The organism is Streptomyces sp. NPDC001904, from assembly GCF_040297005.1.
GTDB lineage: Bacteria > Actinomycetota > Actinomycetes > Streptomycetales > Streptomycetaceae > Streptomyces.
This window is the reverse complement of sequence record NZ_JBEOYI010000006.1, coordinates 156,070-172,736: the sequence shown is the minus strand read 5'-3', so window position 1 is coordinate 172,736 and position 16,667 is coordinate 156,070. Positions and strand designations below refer to the sequence as shown.

Annotated in this window: 12 protein-coding genes; 8 read left to right on the top strand and 4 right to left on the bottom strand. The window is 72.1% G+C overall.

All coding sequences use genetic code 11. The annotated features are described in order from the left end of the window. The first annotated feature begins 148 nt into the window (after positions 1-148). The 4 genes from ABT127_RS12235 (at position 149) to ABT127_RS12220 (ending at position 5,400) form a co-directional block, all read left to right on the top strand. Complete coding sequence (locus tag ABT127_RS12235; protein WP_351447675.1) at positions 149-1,561, top strand: family 2B encapsulin nanocompartment shell protein; 1,413 nt, start codon at positions 149-151, stop codon at positions 1,559-1,561. A gap of 51 nt (positions 1,562-1,612) precedes the next feature. Continuing rightward, entirely contained in the window at positions 1,613-2,863 is a 1,251-nt protein-coding gene (locus ABT127_RS12230) for a family 2 encapsulin nanocompartment cargo protein terpene cyclase (protein ID WP_351447672.1), read from the top strand. Between the two features lie 16 nt (positions 2,864-2,879). Then, on the top strand, positions 2,880-3,767 hold the full coding sequence (locus ABT127_RS12225; RefSeq protein WP_351447669.1) for a geranyl diphosphate 2-C-methyltransferase: 888 nt from the start codon (positions 2,880-2,882) through the stop codon (positions 3,765-3,767). A 157-nt stretch (positions 3,768-3,924) separates the two neighbouring features. Further along, positions 3,925-5,400, top strand: coding sequence for a PucR family transcriptional regulator (locus ABT127_RS12220; RefSeq protein WP_351447667.1), 1,476 nt, complete (start codon positions 3,925-3,927; stop codon positions 5,398-5,400). Between the two features lie 7 nt (positions 5,401-5,407). On the opposite strand, the gene ABT127_RS12215 is transcribed toward ABT127_RS12220, so the two are convergent. Next, positions 5,408-6,550 carry an acyl-CoA dehydrogenase family protein gene (locus tag ABT127_RS12215; RefSeq protein ID WP_351447664.1) on the bottom strand — a complete coding sequence of 381 codons (1,143 nt, stop codon included), beginning with the start codon at positions 6,548-6,550 and terminating at the stop codon, positions 5,408-5,410. Between the two features lie 199 nt (positions 6,551-6,749). Between ABT127_RS12215 and ABT127_RS12210 the strand changes: the two genes are divergently transcribed. Together ABT127_RS12210 and ABT127_RS12205 are read left to right on the top strand one after the other, a co-directional pair. Beyond that, positions 6,750-7,910, top strand: coding sequence for a CaiB/BaiF CoA transferase family protein (locus ABT127_RS12210; protein ID WP_351447661.1), 1,161 nt, complete (start codon positions 6,750-6,752; stop codon positions 7,908-7,910). Positions 7,911-7,981: 71 nt separating this feature from the next. Beyond that, entirely contained in the window at positions 7,982-9,382 is a 1,401-nt protein-coding gene (locus ABT127_RS12205) for a C1 family peptidase (protein ID WP_351447658.1), read from the top strand. 117 nt (positions 9,383-9,499) lie between these two features. On the opposite strand, the gene ABT127_RS12200 is transcribed toward ABT127_RS12205, so the two are convergent. After that, positions 9,500-10,501: a Gfo/Idh/MocA family protein gene (locus ABT127_RS12200; RefSeq protein WP_351447656.1), complete on the bottom strand. Its 1,002-nt coding sequence runs from the start codon at positions 10,499-10,501 to the stop codon at positions 9,500-9,502. A 109-nt stretch (positions 10,502-10,610) separates the two neighbouring features. Continuing rightward, positions 10,611-12,179 carry an AMP-binding protein gene (locus ABT127_RS12195; protein ID WP_351447653.1) on the bottom strand — a complete coding sequence of 523 codons (1,569 nt, stop codon included), beginning with the start codon at positions 12,177-12,179 and terminating at the stop codon, positions 10,611-10,613. Positions 12,180-12,359: 180 nt separating this feature from the next. On the opposite strand from ABT127_RS12195, the gene ABT127_RS12190 reads away from it, so the two are divergent. Next, positions 12,360-13,523: a TetR/AcrR family transcriptional regulator gene (locus ABT127_RS12190; protein WP_351447650.1), complete on the top strand. Its 1,164-nt coding sequence runs from the start codon at positions 12,360-12,362 to the stop codon at positions 13,521-13,523. A 41-nt stretch (positions 13,524-13,564) separates the two neighbouring features. On the opposite strand, the gene ABT127_RS12185 is transcribed toward ABT127_RS12190, so the two are convergent. After that, positions 13,565-14,770, bottom strand: a complete 1,206-nt coding sequence (locus ABT127_RS12185) for an oxygenase MpaB family protein (RefSeq protein ID WP_351447647.1) — start codon at positions 14,768-14,770, stop codon at positions 13,565-13,567. 202 nt (positions 14,771-14,972) lie between these two features. On the opposite strand from ABT127_RS12185, the gene ABT127_RS12180 reads away from it, so the two are divergent. Beyond that, the gene (locus ABT127_RS12180) at positions 14,973-16,619 is read left to right on the top strand and encodes a succinic semialdehyde dehydrogenase (RefSeq protein WP_351447644.1); all 1,647 of its coding nucleotides are present in this window, start codon (positions 14,973-14,975) and stop codon (positions 16,617-16,619) included. Positions 16,620-16,667 lie beyond the last annotated feature (48 nt).

Here is a 16,667-nt window from a genome sequence, read left to right as displayed (position 1 = left end):
CGAGTTAATGTCACCCGCTTCTCCTGGATCCGCGTCCGCGGAGGCCTTTACCGTTCAGCTGCGTTCCGGATCGACCGGCCGCAACTCCTCGCCGAGTGACGGTATTTGATCCCGCATTCCTGCACCTCTGAACCTGGAGAGCTTCCCGTTGACTGTTGACTCGATCCCGGAGGCTCGGCCGGAACCGCCCCGGCAGACCAGTCTGGGCACGGCGGCCGCCCGCAACCTCTCCACCACGACCAAGTCGGCGCCGCAGATGCAGGAGATCAGCTCCCGCTGGCTGCTGCGGATGCTGCCCTGGGTGGAGACCACGGGCGGGACCTACCGGGTGAACCGCCGCCTGACCTACACCGTCGGTGACGGCAGCGTCGAGTTCGTCCAGGACGGATCCCGCGTCCGCGTCATCCCGCGCGAGCTCGGTGAACTGGCCCCGCTGCGCGGCTTCGACGACGTCGACGTGCTGACGGCCCTCGCCGAGCGGTGCGTCCAGCGCGACTTCCGGGACGGCGAGACGCTGGTCGAGCGCGGGACTCCGGCGGACCGGCTCCACCTGATCGCCCACGGACGGATCAGCCAGCTCGCCGAGGGGGAGTTCGGCGCCGACGTCACCCTCGACGTCCTCGCCGACGGGGACCGGTTCGGGGACGAGGCCCTGCTGGACGAGGACGCCCGGTGGGAGCAGACCGCGGTCGCCGAGACCTCCGGCACCCTGCTCACCCTGTCGCGCGCCGACTTCGCCTCCGTCCTGGCCACCGCACCGAACCTGCGCGACCACGTCGACGCGTTCCTCTCGCGGGGGCGGCAGCGCCAGAACCATCGCGGCGAGGCGGAGATCGCGATGTCGGCCGGCCACCGGGGCGAGCACGAGCTGCCCGGCGCGTTCGTCGACTACGAGGCACAGCCGCGCGAGTACGAACTCTCGGTCGCCCAGACCATCCTGCGCGTCAACACCCGGGTCGCCGACCTCTACAACCAGCCGCTGAACCAGACCGAGGAGCAACTCCGTCTCACCATCGAGGCGTTGCGCGAGCGCCAGGAACACGAACTCATCAACAACCGCGAGTTCGGACTGCTGCACAACGCCGACTTCAAGCAGCGCATCCAGACGCACGCCGGACCGCCGACGCCGGACGACCTGGACTCGTTGCTCTGCCGCCGCCGCGGGTCGAAGTTCTACCTCGCCCATCCCCGCACGATCGCGGCGATCGGCCGCGAGTTCAACGCGCGCGGGCTCTACCCGGAGACCACGGAGCTCCAGGGCGAGCAGATCCTCACCTGGCGCGGGGTCCCGATCCTGCCCTGCGACAAGATCCCCATCACCAAGGAGCGGACCAGCTCGATCCTCATCATGCGGACCGGCGTGGAGGAACAGGGCGTCGTCGGACTGCGGCAGACCGGACTGCCCGACGAGTACGAACCAGGGCTCTCGGTCCGGTTCATGGGCGTCGACGACAAGGCCATCACCTCGTACCTCGTCAGCACTTACTACTCGGCCGCCATCCTCGTGCCGGACGCCGTCGGCGTCCTGGAGAACGTGCAGATCTCGCGCTGGCCCAGGTAGCGGCGGAACGACCGGTGCCCCGGAACGCAAGGAGCCCCCAAGGAGCCATGGATGCCACCGCCTGAGCAGACACCTCCGCAGTCCAGCCTGCCGGAAGCCGCCTCCCGCTACGGAGCGCAGATCCTGGCCGACGCCGCGACCCGCGCGCGCGACATCGGCACGGCCCTCGGCGCCCCGCCGCCTTCTGACCCTGCACCCGTCGACGTCCCGTCGCCGGACATCGACCTGACACGGATCCTGAGCGGTCCCACCGGCATCGGCACGGCCGGTCTGCGGCTGAGCCTGCCGGACGGGGCGCCGGAGCCGACGCCGCAGGCCGCGACGGGCACGCCGATCCCCGGCCTCTACCACCACCCGATCGCCGAGCCCGATCCCGTACGCGTCGAGGAGGTCAGCCGCAGGATCAGGGCCTGGGCGCTGGACGAGGTCTCCCTCTTCCCCGACGACTGGGCCGAGGAGTTCGACGGCTTCTCCGTGGGCAGCTACATGGTCGGCTGCCACCCCGATGCACCCACCGTCGACCACCTGATGATCGCCACCCGCCTCATGGTGGCGGAGAACGCGGTGGACGACTGCTACTGCGAGGACCACGGCGGCTCGCCCGTCGGACTCGGTGAACGCCTGCTCCTCGCCCACACCGCCCTCGACCCCCTGTACACGACACAGGAGTACCAGCCCGACTGGGCGAAGTCGCTGCACGCGGACGCCCCGCGACGGGCCTACCGCTCCGCCATGGAGTACTTCGTCCAGGCGGGCAGCGCCTCCCAGACCGACCGCTACCGGCACGACATGGCCCGGCTGCACCTCGGCTACCTCGCCGAGGCCGCCTGGGCCCAGGAGGAGCGGGTGCCGGAGGTGTGGGAGTACCTGGCGATGCGTCAGTTCAACAACTTCCGTCCCTGCCCCACCATCACCGACACCGTCGGCGGCTACGAACTGCCGGCGGACCTGCACGCCCGACCGGCCATGCAGAAGGTCATCGCCCTCGCCGGGAACGCGACGACGATCGTCAACGACCTCTACTCGTACACGAAGGAACTCGACGCCCCCGGAACGCACCTGAACCTGCCGGTCGTCATCGCGGAACGGGAGGGCCTCTCCGACCGGGACGCCTACCTGAAATCGGTCGAGGTCCACAACGACCTCATGCGCGACTTCGAGACCGCGGCCGCCGACCTGGCCGCCGACATGCCCCTGCCGAGCGTCCAACGCTTCTTGCGCGGCGTCGCCGCGTGGGTCGACGGCAACCACCACTGGCACCAGAACAACACCTACCGCTACAGCCTGCCCGACTTCTGGTAAGAGATTGGACCCATCTGTGCTCAGCACCGAACTCACCGTCCCCTCCACCGGCCGCACCGTGCACGTCCCCAACCCGGCCACGCCCTACCAGGGGGACATCGCCCGCTACTGGGACGGCGAAGCCCGGCCCGTGAACCTGCGGCTCGGTGACGTCGACGGTCTCTACCACCACCACTACGGCATCGGGGACGTCGACCACTCGGCCCTCGGCGCCGACGGCGACCCGGCGAGCGAGCAGAAGCTCGTCGCCGAACTCCACCGCCTGGAATCGGCCCAGGCCGACCTCCTCCTGAAGCACCTCGGCGACATCGGCGCCGACGACACCCTGATGGACGCCGGCTGCGGCCGCGGCGGCTCGATGGTCATGGCCAACCAGCGCTTCGGCTGCTCCGTCGAGGGCGTCACCCTCTCCGCGAAGCAGGCCGAGTTCGCCAACGGCCGCGCCGCCGAACTCGGCATCCAGGACCGGGTGCGGGCGCGCGTCTGCAACATGCTCGCCACCCCCTTCGACACCGGTCAGATCGCGGGCTCCTGGAACAACGAGTCGAGCATGTACGTCGACCTGCACGACCTCTTCGCGGAGCACTCCCGCGTCCTGAAGGTCGGCGGGCGCTACGTCACCATCACCGGCTGCTGGAACCCGCGCTACGGCCAGCCCTCCAAGTGGGTCTCCCAGATCAACGCCCACTTCGAGTGCAACATCCACTCGCGCCGCGAATACCTGCGCGCCATGGCCGACAACCGCCTGGTCCCGCAGGCCGTCATCGACCTCACCCCCGACACCCTGCCCTACTGGAAGCTGCGCGCCACCTCGTCGCTGGTCACCGGGATCGAGGAGGCGTTCATCAAGTCCTACGAGGACGGCTCCTTCCAGTACGTCCTGATCGCGGCCGACCGCGTCTGACCCGCACACCCGTACACCGGAGGGCCCGGACGAACCGTTCGGGCCCTTCCCGCGGAACGCCCCTCGACCACCCGGCCGCCGAGGGCCGCGCCTCACCCACGGTGCGAACGCCCGTCCCGGCGCGGGCTGGGCCGGCCCGCTGTTGCACAATCGGCTGATGGCCGTCTCCGTACCCGACCTCGTGGCCCAGCCCGCCCTCCGGCTCACCGCGCTGACCAGCCACTGCGCCGACAGCGAGCGGCGGATCCGCTGGGTGTCCACCACGGAACTGCCCGACCCGCTGCCCTTCCTGCGCGGTGGTGAGCTGGTGATGACCACCGGCCTGCTGGACCGGGCCGAAGCCGACTGGATCGGCCTGCTCGGCAGACTCGCGGAGCTGCCCGTCGCCGCGCTCTGCGTCGGCACGGGGCTCGTGCACCAGAGCGTGCCGACGGTCGTCGTGGAGACCGCCGAACGGGTCGGCCTCGCGCTGCTGCAGTCACCGGTCGAGGTGCCGTTCGCCCAGATCAGCCACTGGGTCGCCGAGCAGACGTTCGCCGAGCAGTACGACGCCGTGCGCGCCGCCTCCGCGCTGCAGGACGAGCTGATGCGGGAGCTGCTCTCCGGGCACGGGCTGCGCGGACTGCTCCGCAGGCTGTACCGGCAGCTCGATGCCGGCCCGGTCGCCGTGGTGGAGCCGGACGGCAGCGTCCTGGCCCGCCACCCCGCCTCGTCCGCCCGGCCGGTCGGCGACCCGGCGGGCGCGGGCCCCGGCGCGTCCGTGCCGATCGAGGTCGACGGAGTGCCCGTCGCCCTGCTCTGCACCCGCCGGGCCACCCCGCGCGGCGACCTGCTGTCGTTCGCGACGAGCATCCTCGGCCTGGAAGTCGCCCGGCACCAGGCCGTGCTGACCGGCCGCCGGGAACTGCTCGGCCAGCTCCTCGAGGACGTACTGCACCGCACGATCCCGGACGCCGACGCCCGCCGGAGGCTCGCCGCCCACCACCTGGCCGTCGACGGGCCGCACGCGGTCGTGGTGGCCCGCGTCGACGGCGACCCCACCCGGCTGCGCAGCCTGCCCTGGACCCTCGGCCCGCTCCTCGAACGCGAGGGCGACCGACTGCCCACCGCCCTCATCGACGACACCGTGACGGTCGTCGTCCCGGACGGCGTCGACGCCGAGGCCGCCGCGCGGACCGTCGCCGGTCACCTGAGACTGCTGGACCCGGGGGTCCGCGTCGGGGTCGGCGAACCCCGCCGCGGAGTGGCCGGGCTGCGGCTCGGCTACTTCGAGGCCCGCCAGGCCGCCCGGACCGGCCCCGGAGTGCACCGGGCCGCACCGCTCAGCCTCACGGGCCTGCTGCTGGGCAATCTGGACCTGCCGCTGCGCGAGCTCGGAACCGGCGTGCTCGCCCCGCTCCTGCGGCACGACGAGGCCCAGCACGCCGACCTCCTCACCACCCTGCGGACCTACCTCGCCCACGACTGCGCCTCCGCCGCCACCGCCGCGGCGCTCACCCTGCACCGCAACAGCCTGCGCTACCGGCTCCAGCTGATCGAACAGCTCACCGGCCGCGATCTCGACCGGCTGACCGACCGGCTCGAACTGTGGCTGGCCCTGACCGCCCTCGACGCGGACCCGGCGGCGGGCTGACGCGGGGTCAGCGCAGCAGCGTGCGCGAGACCACGATCCGCTGGATCTGGTTGGTGCCCTCGTAGATCTGCGTGATCTTCGCGTCGCGCATCATCCGCTCGGCCGGGAAGTCCTTGGTGTAGCCGTAGCCGCCGAGCAACTGCACCGCGTCGGTGGTGACCGCCATGGCGGTGTCGGAGGCCAGACACTTCGCGGCCGCGCCGAAGTACGTCAGGTCGTCGGCGTTCACGCTGCTGCGGGCGGCCGCCGCGTACACCATCTGCCGGGCCGACTCCACTTTCATCGCCATGTCGGCGAGCATGAACTGCACGCCCTGGAAGTCGGCGAGGGCCTGCCCGAATTGACGGCGTTCCCGCACGTAGCCGGTGGCCAGATCGAGGGCGCCCTGCGCGATGCCCAGCGCCTGCGCGCCGACCGAGACCCGGGTGTGGTCCAGCGTCCCCAGCGCCAGCCGCAGCCCCTTGCCGCGCTCGCCGAGCAGCCGGTCGCCGGGGATCCGGCAGCCGTCGAAGTACACCTCGCGGGTGACCGACCCCTTCAGCCCCATCTTCCGTTCCGGCTCGCCGTACGAGATCCCGGCGTCGTCCGCGTGCACGACGAACGCCGAGATGCCGCGCGAGCCCGCCTCCGGATCGGTGACCGCGAACACGATCAGATACCTGGCGACGCCCGCCGAGGTGATCCACGTCTTCACCCCGTCCAGCACCCAGCCGTCCCCGTCCGCGGCGGCCCGGCAGCGCATCGCGCCGACGTCGCTGCCCGCCTCCCGCTCACTGATCGCGTAGGCCATCAGCGCCTCGCCCGAGGCGACCTCCGGCAGATAGCGGCCGCGCTGTTCCGGCGTACCGGCCAGCAGCAGCGGTGTGACACCCAGCTTGTTGGACGTCTGGACCGTCGACGAGGACGCGCAGGCCCGCGCCACCTCCTCCACGGCGACGGCCGCCGCGATGGCGTCCATCCCGTCGCCCCCGAACTCCTCGGGGACACCCGGGGCGTGCAGGCCCGCGGCCACGAGCCGCCGGTAGTTGTCGTGCGGGAACTCGGCCCGCTCGTCGGTCTCCGCCGCCCGGGGAGCCAGCTCCTTCTCGGCGAAGGCGCGGGCCGCGGCGCGGAACTCGTCGTACATCGGGGGCAGCAGAAACGGCGTCATGCCGTGCTCCTTCGTGGTGCGTCCGTCAAGGCCGGTCCATTGCCGCGCACCGCACCGCCCCGCGCCAAGGTGCGCGTGCACGAGGATCGGCCCTCGCTTCGTGCAGACGCACGTCGACGCCCCGGACCGCGCCCGCATACGTTCCGGTGGCCGCGGGCCGTCACCACCCGCGGTCCCACGAACGGAAAGGCGCAACACGATGACTGTCCTCCAGGGCCTGCGGGTGCTCGACCTCAGCCGGGTACTGGCCGGCCCGTACTGCACCTCCCTGCTGGCCGACCTCGGCGCGGACGTCGTCAAGGTCGAACCGCCGGCCGGCGACGACGCCCGCCACCTCGGCCCCTTCCGGGACGGCGAGAGCGTGTACTTCGCCCAGCTCAACCGGGGCAAGCGCAGCATCGTGCTCGACCTCAAGAACCCCGACGACCACGCGACCCTGCTGCGGCTGGCCGAGCGCGCCGACGTCCTCGTCGAGAACTACCGCCCCGGCGTCGCCGAACGCCTCGGCATCGACCACGCCACGCTCGCCGCCGTCAACCCGCGCCTGGTCTACGCGAGCATCTCCGGCTTCGGGCAGAGCGGCCCGATGCGCGCCCACCCCGCCTACGACCTGATCGTCCAGGCCATGTCGGGGCTCATGGCCGGCACCGGCACCCCCGACGGGCCGCCGACCAGGGTGGGCGAGTCCGTCGGCGACCTGATCGCCGGGCTCTTCGCCTCCTGGGCGGTCGGCGCCGCCCTCTTCGACCGGGAGCGCACCGGCCGCGGCCGGCACGTCGACGTCGCCATGCTCGACTCGCTGGTCTCGCTTCAGGTGACGGCGATGAGCCTGCTCACCGCGACCGGCAGCCTGCCCGGCCGGGTGGGCAACCGGCATCCGGTCTCCACCCCGTTCGACACCTACCGCACCGCCGACGGACTGCTGGCCGTCGCCGTCGCGTCGGACGGCGTGTTCGCCCGGTTCGCGCGGCTCGTCGGCCGGCCCGACCTGCCCGCGGATCCCCACTTCCACGACGACACCGCCCGCACCCGCAACCGGGACGAGGTGCGCCGGATCACCGAGGAGTGGTCGGGTGGGCTCACCACCGAGGAGGCGCTGAAGCTGGCTCAGGCGGAGGGTGTGCCGGCCGCCCCGATCCAGGACCTCGCCCAGGCGATCGACAGCGAGCAGATCCAGCAGCGCGGCCTGATCGGCGAGTTCGACCATCCCGTGCTCGGCCGTACCCCCTACCTCCGTCAGCCCGCCCACTTCGGCCCCGGCGGGCAGGAGACGGCCACGGCCCCGACGGCACCGAGCCCGGCCCTCGGCGCGCACACCGACCAGGTCGTCAGCGAATGGCTCGACGCGAACGGAGCCTGAACGCCGTTGACTGCGGCACAAAAGCCGTGGAACGGTGAAACCGCGTTCCCCCTCCTGCCTGTACAAGGCCCATGACGACGGGCCGACAAGAGAACTGGAAGCGGATCACCGTGACGCTCGGAAATTCTGACTCCCCCCAGGCCGCCGACCGAGGCCTCACCCCGGCACGGATCGAGATGTTCGAGAAGGAGTTCGCCTCCCGGCCGGCGAACCGGCTGATGCAGAACGCCGTGACCCAGACACCCGTGGACGACATCGCCCTCGACCGGCGGATCGTGACCGCCGCCGACCACTCGGTCTCCCACCACCTCGACGACTGGAAGGTCACCAACCAGAAGCGCAGCGGACGCTGTTGGATGTTCGCCGGGCTCAACCTGCTCCGCGTCGGCGCCGCGCGCGAACTCGGCGTGAAGGACTTCGAGTTCTCCCAGAACTACGTCCTCTGGTGGGACAAGTTCGAGCGGGCGAACTACTTCCTGGAGTCCATGATCGAGACGTCCGGCGCCGACGTCGACGACCGGACGGTGGCCCATCTGCTCGGCGACCCCATCAGCGACGGCGGACAGTGGAACATGTTCGTGGCGCTGGTCGCCAAACACGGACTCGTACCGAAGACGGCCATGCCGGAGACGGAGAGTTCGTCCGCCACCGGGCCCATGAACCGGGCCCTGAAGAGCCTCCTGCGGCGCGGCGCCCGTGACCTGCGCCGACTGGCCGCCGACGGGACGGAGGCGCAGCGCGAGCACAAGGCCGAGGTGCTCGCCGCCGTGCACCGCGTGCTCAGCATCCACCTCGGCACGCCCCCGCAGCGGTTCCTGTGGCAATGGCGGGACAAGGACCAGGAGTTCCACCGCGAAGGCTGGCTGACCCCGGCCGAGTTCGCCGCCGCGTACGTCCGCATACCCCTCGACGAGTACGTGTGCCTCGTGCACGACCCGCGGGAGTCGAGCCCGGCCGGCCGGACCTTCACCGTCGAGCACCTCGGGAACATCGTCGAGGCCCCGCCCGTGGTCTACCTGAACGTGGAGATGGACCTCCTCAAGCGGCTCACCATGGACGCCGTCGTGGGCGGCGAGCCCGTCTGGTTCGGCTGCGACGTCGGCCGGATGATGCGCGCCGACCTCGGGCTCTGGGACGCCGAGCTGTACGACTACGAGGCCGTCTACGACGCTCCGTTGACGATGGACAAGGCGGAGCGGCTGCTCCACCACGAGACGCAGATGACGCACGCGATGCTCTTCACCGGCGTCGACGTGGTGGACGGCGCGCCGCGCCGCTGGCGCGTCGAGAACAGCTGGGGCGGCGAGAAGGCCGACAAGGGCTTCTGGACGATGAACGACTCCTGGTTCGGCGAGCACGTCTTCGAGGTCGCGGTGCGTCGCTCCGCGCTGCCGCCCGAGTTGGCCGACGCCCTCGCCGAACCGCCGATCGTCCTTCCTGCCTGGGACCCGATGGGCGCGCTCGCGCGATGACACCGGGTCGGAAGGGGTAGGGCGCCGGGGCGGGCCGGGCGGTGGTCCAGCGGGTCCGGCGACCGGACGGGCCGCCGCCCTGCCCGTGAACGGCGCTCGGCGGCCCGTCCGGCCGGCTCAGAAGGGTTCGTCGTCGGCGAGGTCCACGACCTTGCGGACCCCGGTCGCCTGGGCCGTCACGCCCGCCTCGCAGGCGGCCGCCGCCGCGTAACCGTCCCAGGAGGACGGGCCGACGACCCGGCCCGCGCGCGTCGCGTCCACCCAGGCCTGCACCTCGCGTTCGTAGGCGGCCCGGAACCGGGTGAGGTAGTCCTGGGGGATGGCGCCGCCCCAGCGGCCCGCCGCCTGGACGACCATGGCGTGGCCGTCGCCGATCCGCGCCGTGCCGAGCTCACAGACCGCCTCGCACTGCACCTGGTCGCCGAAGCCCGCGTTGCGGTACAGCTCCACGTCCGCGATCACGCCGCCCGTCGTCTCCAGGATCACCAGCTGCGGGTCGGGCACGCCGTTCATCGAGGTGGGCAGGGGAGCGGGCTTGACGACCTGCACGGCCGCGATCTCGTGGCCGGTGAGCCAGCGGGTGACGTCCATCTCGTGCGCCGCCGAGTCGGTGATCATCATGCGCTCGGTGAAGTGGCCGGGGGTCGCGGTGTTGCGGTGCCGCTGGTGCAGCATCAGCGGACGGCCGAGCCCGCCGGCGTCGAGCGCCGCCTTCAACTGCTGGTACTCGGCGTCGAACCGGCGCATGAAGCCGACCTGGATCCGGCGGTGTCCGAGGCGCCGCTCCGCCTCGACGATCCGGTACGCGCTCGCCGCGTCCGCTGCCAGGGGCTTCTCGCACAGCACCGGCAGATCGAGGGCGAGTGCCTGGGCCAGCGCCTCCTCGTGGGCCGGTCCGGGGGAGGCGATGAGCACCGCGTCCACGCCGGGCGCCGCCAGCGCGGAGGCCGCGTCGTCGTGCGCGGTGCAGCCGTCGAGGTCCGCGGCGAGCTTCTTGGCGCGCTCCACCTCCACATCGGCGACGGCCACCACCCGCGCCCCGCTGATCGCCGTGTCGATCCGGCGGACGTGATCGGCACCCATCTTGCCGGTTCCGATGACTGCTACTCCCAGGGCCACGGCGGTGTCTCCTTCGGTCACGGCCCCGGACGGCTGCGGCCGGCGCCCTCGTGTCCCGCTGTTCCTACCTCAGGACGGCGGGCGGGGCGAGGGCGCGGCGGCACCCGGTTCAGCGAGCCGCGTCCCGGGACCGCAGCAGCGGCTTGACCACCTTGCCGCCCGCGTTCCGCGGCAGTTCGGCGAGGACGACCAGGTCCTTGGGACGCTTGAAGGAGGCGAGCCGCCCGTCGAGGAAGTCCGTCAGGCCGTCCAGCGACAGACCGGCCCCCGGGGCCACGGTGACGTAGGCGACCGGTACCTGGCCCCAGCGCTCGTCGGGCCGGCCGATGACCGCGACCTCGCGCACGGCCGGGTGCGCGGCGACGGCGTTCTCCAGCTCGGCGCAGTAGATGTTCTCGCCACCGCTGATGATCATGTCCTTCTTGCGGTCGACCACCCACACGAAGCCCTCGTCGTCCTGGGTGACGAGGTCACCGGAGTGGAACCAGCCGCCGTCGAAGGCCTCCGCCGTCTCGCGCGGCTTGTTCCAGTACCCCCGGGTCACGGAGGGCCCGCGGTAGACGATCTCGCCGATCTCACCGGCGGGCACGTCGTTCATGTCGGCGTCGACGACGCGGTACTGGATGTTCGGGATCGGCCGGCCGACCGAGCCCAGCTTGCGCAGCGAGTCCTCCCCGCGCAGCACACAGGTGATCGGCGAGGTCTCGGTCTGGCCGAAGACGGCCACGTTGAGGGCGCCGGGGAACCTCTCGGCCATCGCGCGCAGCGTCGCGTCGCTCGCGGGGGCGGCCCCCCAGCTGATGATCCGCAGCTTCAGGTCCCGCTTCTCGATGCCGGGCTGGGCGCAGAGGAGGTCCCACTGCTGCGGAACGTTGAACACGACCGTGGCGCCCTCGCGTTCATAGGCGTCGAGCACCGCCTGCGGGTCGAAGGCGCCCAGCGGATGGATCACGACGGTGCTGCCGACCACGAAGTTCGCCACCATCGAGCCGAGGCCCGCGATGTGGAAGAAGGGGGCCGTCAGGAAACCGATGTCGGAGTCGTCGAAGATCTCCATGGCGCGGATGCAGGTGAGTGCCTGCACCTGCATGTTGCGATGGGAGAGCAGCACCCCCTTGGGGCGGCCGGTGGTGCCCGAGGTGTACATGATCAGCGCGGTCGCGTCCTCGCTGATGTCGGGCAGCTCCATCGGCTCGTGGGCGGCGAGGACGTCCTCGTACGCGAGCCGGCCCCGGGCCGCAGCGTCGTCGGGGAGGTCGCCGATGACGACGACGGTGCCGATCGACGCGGCGTTCGGCGCCGCGTCGAGCAGCGGCAGCAGCCGGGCGTCGACGACGACGGCCGCGGGCGTGCAGTCGGCGAGGATGTCGTCGAGCTCCAGCGGGGCGAGCCGGAAGCTGAGCGGGACGGCCATGGCGCCGAGACTGTTCGCCGCGAACACGCTCTCCACGAACCACGGGTGGTTCAGCGTGAGGAGGACCACGCGGTCGCCCTCGGCGATCCCCCGCCCGGCGAGCGCGGACGCCAGCCGCAGCGAGCGCCCGGAGAGTTCGGCCCAGGTCGTCGTCCGTCCGAGGAAGCGCAGCGCGGGCTTGTCGGGGCGCATCATCGCGTGAGTGGCCGCCTGGGACATCCAGTGGTGCCGGAAGGACCAGGCGGGAGCCGTGGCGGTCGGCATGGGGCGACTCCTCGGGGTCGTGGCGATCGGGTGGCCGCTGCCGCATTGTGCCGGTCGACACGGCTCGCGGAGAAGGCTCGTGAACCATTTTGTTAATGGGAAATCACATCGCGACGGGTGCCGCCCGGCGTGTGGTTGACTGGGTCCCATGCCCCCGTATCCGCAGTCGTCCGGCCGGTCATGACGGTCGGATCGACCTCGGCCGTCCGGCCCCGCAACCGCAGACAGCTCATCGTCGAGGCGGCCGGCCGGCTCTTCAGCGAGCGCGGCTACCACGCGGCGTCCATGGAGGAGATCGCCGCCCGCGTCGGCATCACCGCCGCCGCCCTGTACCGGCATTTCCCCAACAAGTACGCGCTGTTCGCCGAGTGTGCGCACGCCATGGCGGACCGGCTCGTCGCCGCGCTCGACGAACTGCCGCCGCAGGCAGACCCGGCGGAGGTGTTCGCCGCACTGGTCCGGGTCACCGTCGCGCACCGCGCCTCGGGCGGCGTGTACCGCTGGGAGGCCAGGTACCTCCACCGCGAGGACCGCCGGCTCCTGCGGGCGAAGTTCGCGCACGTCGTCGGGCGGGTGGCCGAGGCGGTACGGCGCGAACACCCGCTGCCGAAGGAGCAGTTGCGGGTGGTGGCGGCGCTCGGCGCCATCGGCTCCCTCACGATGCACCACACCTCCATCGCCCAGCGCCGCGTCGAGGAACTGCTGGTGGACTGTGCCCTGCGGGTGACCGGAACCGACCCCGCCGGAGCCGCCGGGAGCGGGCCCTCCGTCGAACTGCCCGCCCTGCCGGTGCCCCGCTCGCGGCGCGGGGAGATTCTCGCGGCGGCCGTCCCGCTGTTCGCCCGCGACGGGTTCGCCGCCGTCACGAACGGCCAGATCGCCCGGGCGGTCGGCCTCGCCCCGTCCGCGCTGTACCGCCACTACCCGGGCAAGGTCGACATCCTCGCCGCCGCGTGCCTGCAGGCGGCCGGGCTGCTGGCCCAGGCCGTGGACCGGAGCCTGCACGAGGTGGCGGGGCCGTGCGAGGCCGTCCGCGCGCTGGCGGCGACCTACGTGGCCTACAGCTTCGAGCACACCGCGCTCACCAGCGTCGCCGAGGCGGAGTTCGCCGGCCTCCCGGCCGACCTCCAGCGCCCCCTGGTGCAGGCGCAGCGCGAGCACATCGCCGTGTGGGAGCAGCAGTTGCGCCTGTCCCGCCCGGAGCTCGACCCGCGCCAGGCCCGGGTGCTGGTGCACGCCGGGTTCGGCGTGGTGGTCGAGGCCGGGCGGAGCCTGCGCTGGCGCGACGGCCCCGAGGCCCGCGCGGCCGTGACCGCCCTGGTCGTGGGTGCGCTGGGACTCTGAGGCCGGGCCGGGGCGGTCCCGGAGCGCGGGCCCGACGGCTCTCAGGACGGCCGGTTGCCCGTGGGGATCACGATGGGCGTGGTCGTGCCCGAGGCGCCGTTGTTCAGGAACGCCATGGCCAGCGCGCGCACGAACTGGTCGAACACGTAGAAGGCGGCGGGCGCGATCGGCGACAGTCCCTCGCGGAACAGGATGAACGCCGGCCACACGGTGCGGATCAGCGCCGCCGATGCGTAGTCACGCTTCAGGCCCAGCCAGTCGCCGACCCCGTCGCTCAGGACGTAGCGGACGAACTCGTTGAGGAAACCGCGCGTGACCCCCAGGTCCACCTGGGCTGTCAGCCCGAGCAGGTCCTCCGCCAGTTCGATGCCCTCCGTCGTCGGGGCGAGGATCGGCGTGAGCACCTGACCCGACTGCGCCTCCGCGTCGGCCCACGTCTTCGGGATGTACTGGTCCTGCACGCCCAGCAGATGCAGGGCGACCTGCCAGCTGTGCAGGAACGCCTCCTGGTCCGCCGCTGAGAACGGGACCTTCCAGTCGAGCAGCTTCCGGCGCACGTACGTGCCGAGGCTGTGGAACGTGACCAGGATGTCCGCGTTGCTGATCGGGATCTTCTGGTCCGCGCCCGCGCTCCAGTGCGGCGACCGCGGCAGCAGATGACGCACCCCTGCGTGCACCAGACGGGTCTTGTTCGCCGTCACGATGAACTGGCCCGTCGGCTCGAACCCCTTGAGCTGCGCCAGGTCGTAGCCGAACGTGAACGTCTTGGCCGCGCGGTCCTTCATGTTCGCGCCGCCCGCCGACCAGTAGACGCTCCTGGCCTCGCGCGGGATCACCGTGCTCATGATGCCGCTGCCCAGGCCGTAGAGCACGAAGAGGTACGTGTCCTTGCGCCGGTTGAAGTCGGCGGCGCGGGCCAGCTTCGCGGGATCCGCCCAGGAGGGCAGCCGGTTGACCCGCTGGAGGTGGGCGGTGAGGTCGGCCGGGAGGCCGCCGGGCAGCGGGTCGTTGTTGTTCACCCACGACGCCATCGCGCTGTTGACCGCCGGAACCCCGCCGCTGTCGATGAGCGAGGCCAGCAGGCCGTCCACCTCGTCGTCCCACACGTACTCCGGATCGGTGCCCGTACCGCTGCCGGCGACCGAACCCGCCGGGGACCACGCCCAGGCGCCGGTGGTGCCCGTCGCGCTCACGAGGCCCAGCGCGGCCCCGAGCGACAGGACCCTTCTGCGGCTGAGATTGCTCATTTACTTGCTCGCTTTCCTGGTAGGGCGTACGGCTCATCTCGCCTTGAAATGCTCGGAGTTGGCGCTGTCGGCCATGCTCGGGAGCTTGTTCCAGGATGTGATTTTTGATTAACATAGCGAGGCGCGCCGGGGTCGACAAGGGCAGCGACGCGAGCGAAGGACAGGGGCCGTCGCCGGCTCGGACCACGACCGAGGAGCGCGCATGACCACGGAGCAGGACGAGATCCCGGCACCCGACGGCCTCCCGTCCGAAGGCCCGCGCCCGGGCCCGGCGAGCGCCCGGCCGCCGTGGGTGACGGACGAGCTGATCGCACGGTGGTGCGGGCGGGTGAGCCGGGACGCGGCGGCACCCGGCGCCGCCGAGCCGCTGACCGCGCTCGCGCCGTTCGACCTGACGCCGACCGCGGCCGTGCCCGCGTGCACCCCGTACGACGTGGAGACGGCCGTGGCCGGGGCCCGGGCCGCCCGGCCGGACTGGGCGCGATCGGCGCCGGCCCACCGCCGCGACACCGTCCTCGCCTTCCACGATCTGCTGCTGCGCCGCCAGGACCAGGTGCTCGACCTGATCCAGTGGGAGACCGGCAAGGCGCGCTTCCACGCCTGGCAGGAGGTGGCGCAGGTCGCCGCGATCGCCCGGCACTACGCACGGCGCGCCCGGCACTACCTGGCGCCGCGCCGGGTGCGCGGGATGGTCCCGGGCCTGACACGGGTCAGGGAGGTACGCGTACCCAAGGGCGTCGTCGGCATCGTCTCCCCGTGGAACTACCCCCTCTACCTCGGTGTCGGCGACGTGCTGCCCGCCCTCCTCGCCGGGAACGCCGTGGTCTCCAAAGCCGACGAGCAGACCCCGCTGACCCTGCTGTGGACCCGTGACCTGATGGCGGAGGCCGGACTGCCCGCCGGGCTGTGGCAGATCGTGGCCGGGCCCGGGGCCGCGGTGGGCACCGCGCTGACCGACGCCGTGGACTTCGTCTGCTTCACCGGCTCGACCGGCACCGGCCGCACCGTCGCGGAGCGGGCCGCGCGCCGGCTGGTCGGTGCCTCCCTCGAACTCGGCGGCAAGAACCCGCTGATCGTCCGCGAGGACGCCGACATCGCCGCCGCCGCGGCCGGGACGGTGACCGCCGCCTTCGCCAACACCGGACAGATGTGCATCCACGTCGAACGCGTCTATGTGCACGAGAAGGTCCACGACGCCTTCCGCGCCGAACTCGTCCGGGCCACCCGGGCGTTGCGGCTCGGACCCGCCTACGACTACTCGGCGGACATCGGGTCACTGACCTCGGCCGCGCGGCTCGCGGCCGTCACGGCCCAGGTCGACGAGGCGGTGGCGAAGGGCGCGACGGTCCTGACGGGCGGCCGGGCCCGCCCCGACATCGGCCCGCTCTTCTACGAACCGACGGTCCTCGAAGGCGTCACCCAGGAGATGTCCGTGTGCGGACAGGAGACCTTCGGACCGGTGATCTCGCTCTACGCCGTCGGCTCGGACAGCGAAGCCGTGGGGCTCGCCAACCAGGGGAGCTACGGCCTCTCGGCGTCGATCTGGTCGCAGGACACCCGCGAGGCGGCCCGGATGGCCGCGCGGATCCGCGCCGGGGCGGTGAACATCAACGACGGCGCCGCCGCCGCGGCCGGCAGCGTCGAGGCCGGGATGGGCGGCATGGGCGACAGCGGACTCGGCCGCCGGCACGGCGCCGAGGGCATCCGCAAGTACACCGAGACCCAGACCGTCGCGACCCAGCGGCTCCTGCCGCTCGGACCGCCCCGCCCCGGGGAGGACGCCGTGCGGAACTTCGTCCGCCGCACCAACGGACAACTGGCCCTGCTGCGCCGGCTCGGTGCGCGATGAGCGGCGGTCCGCGGGACGTCGCGACGGTCCTGGGTTCCCGGCCCCGTC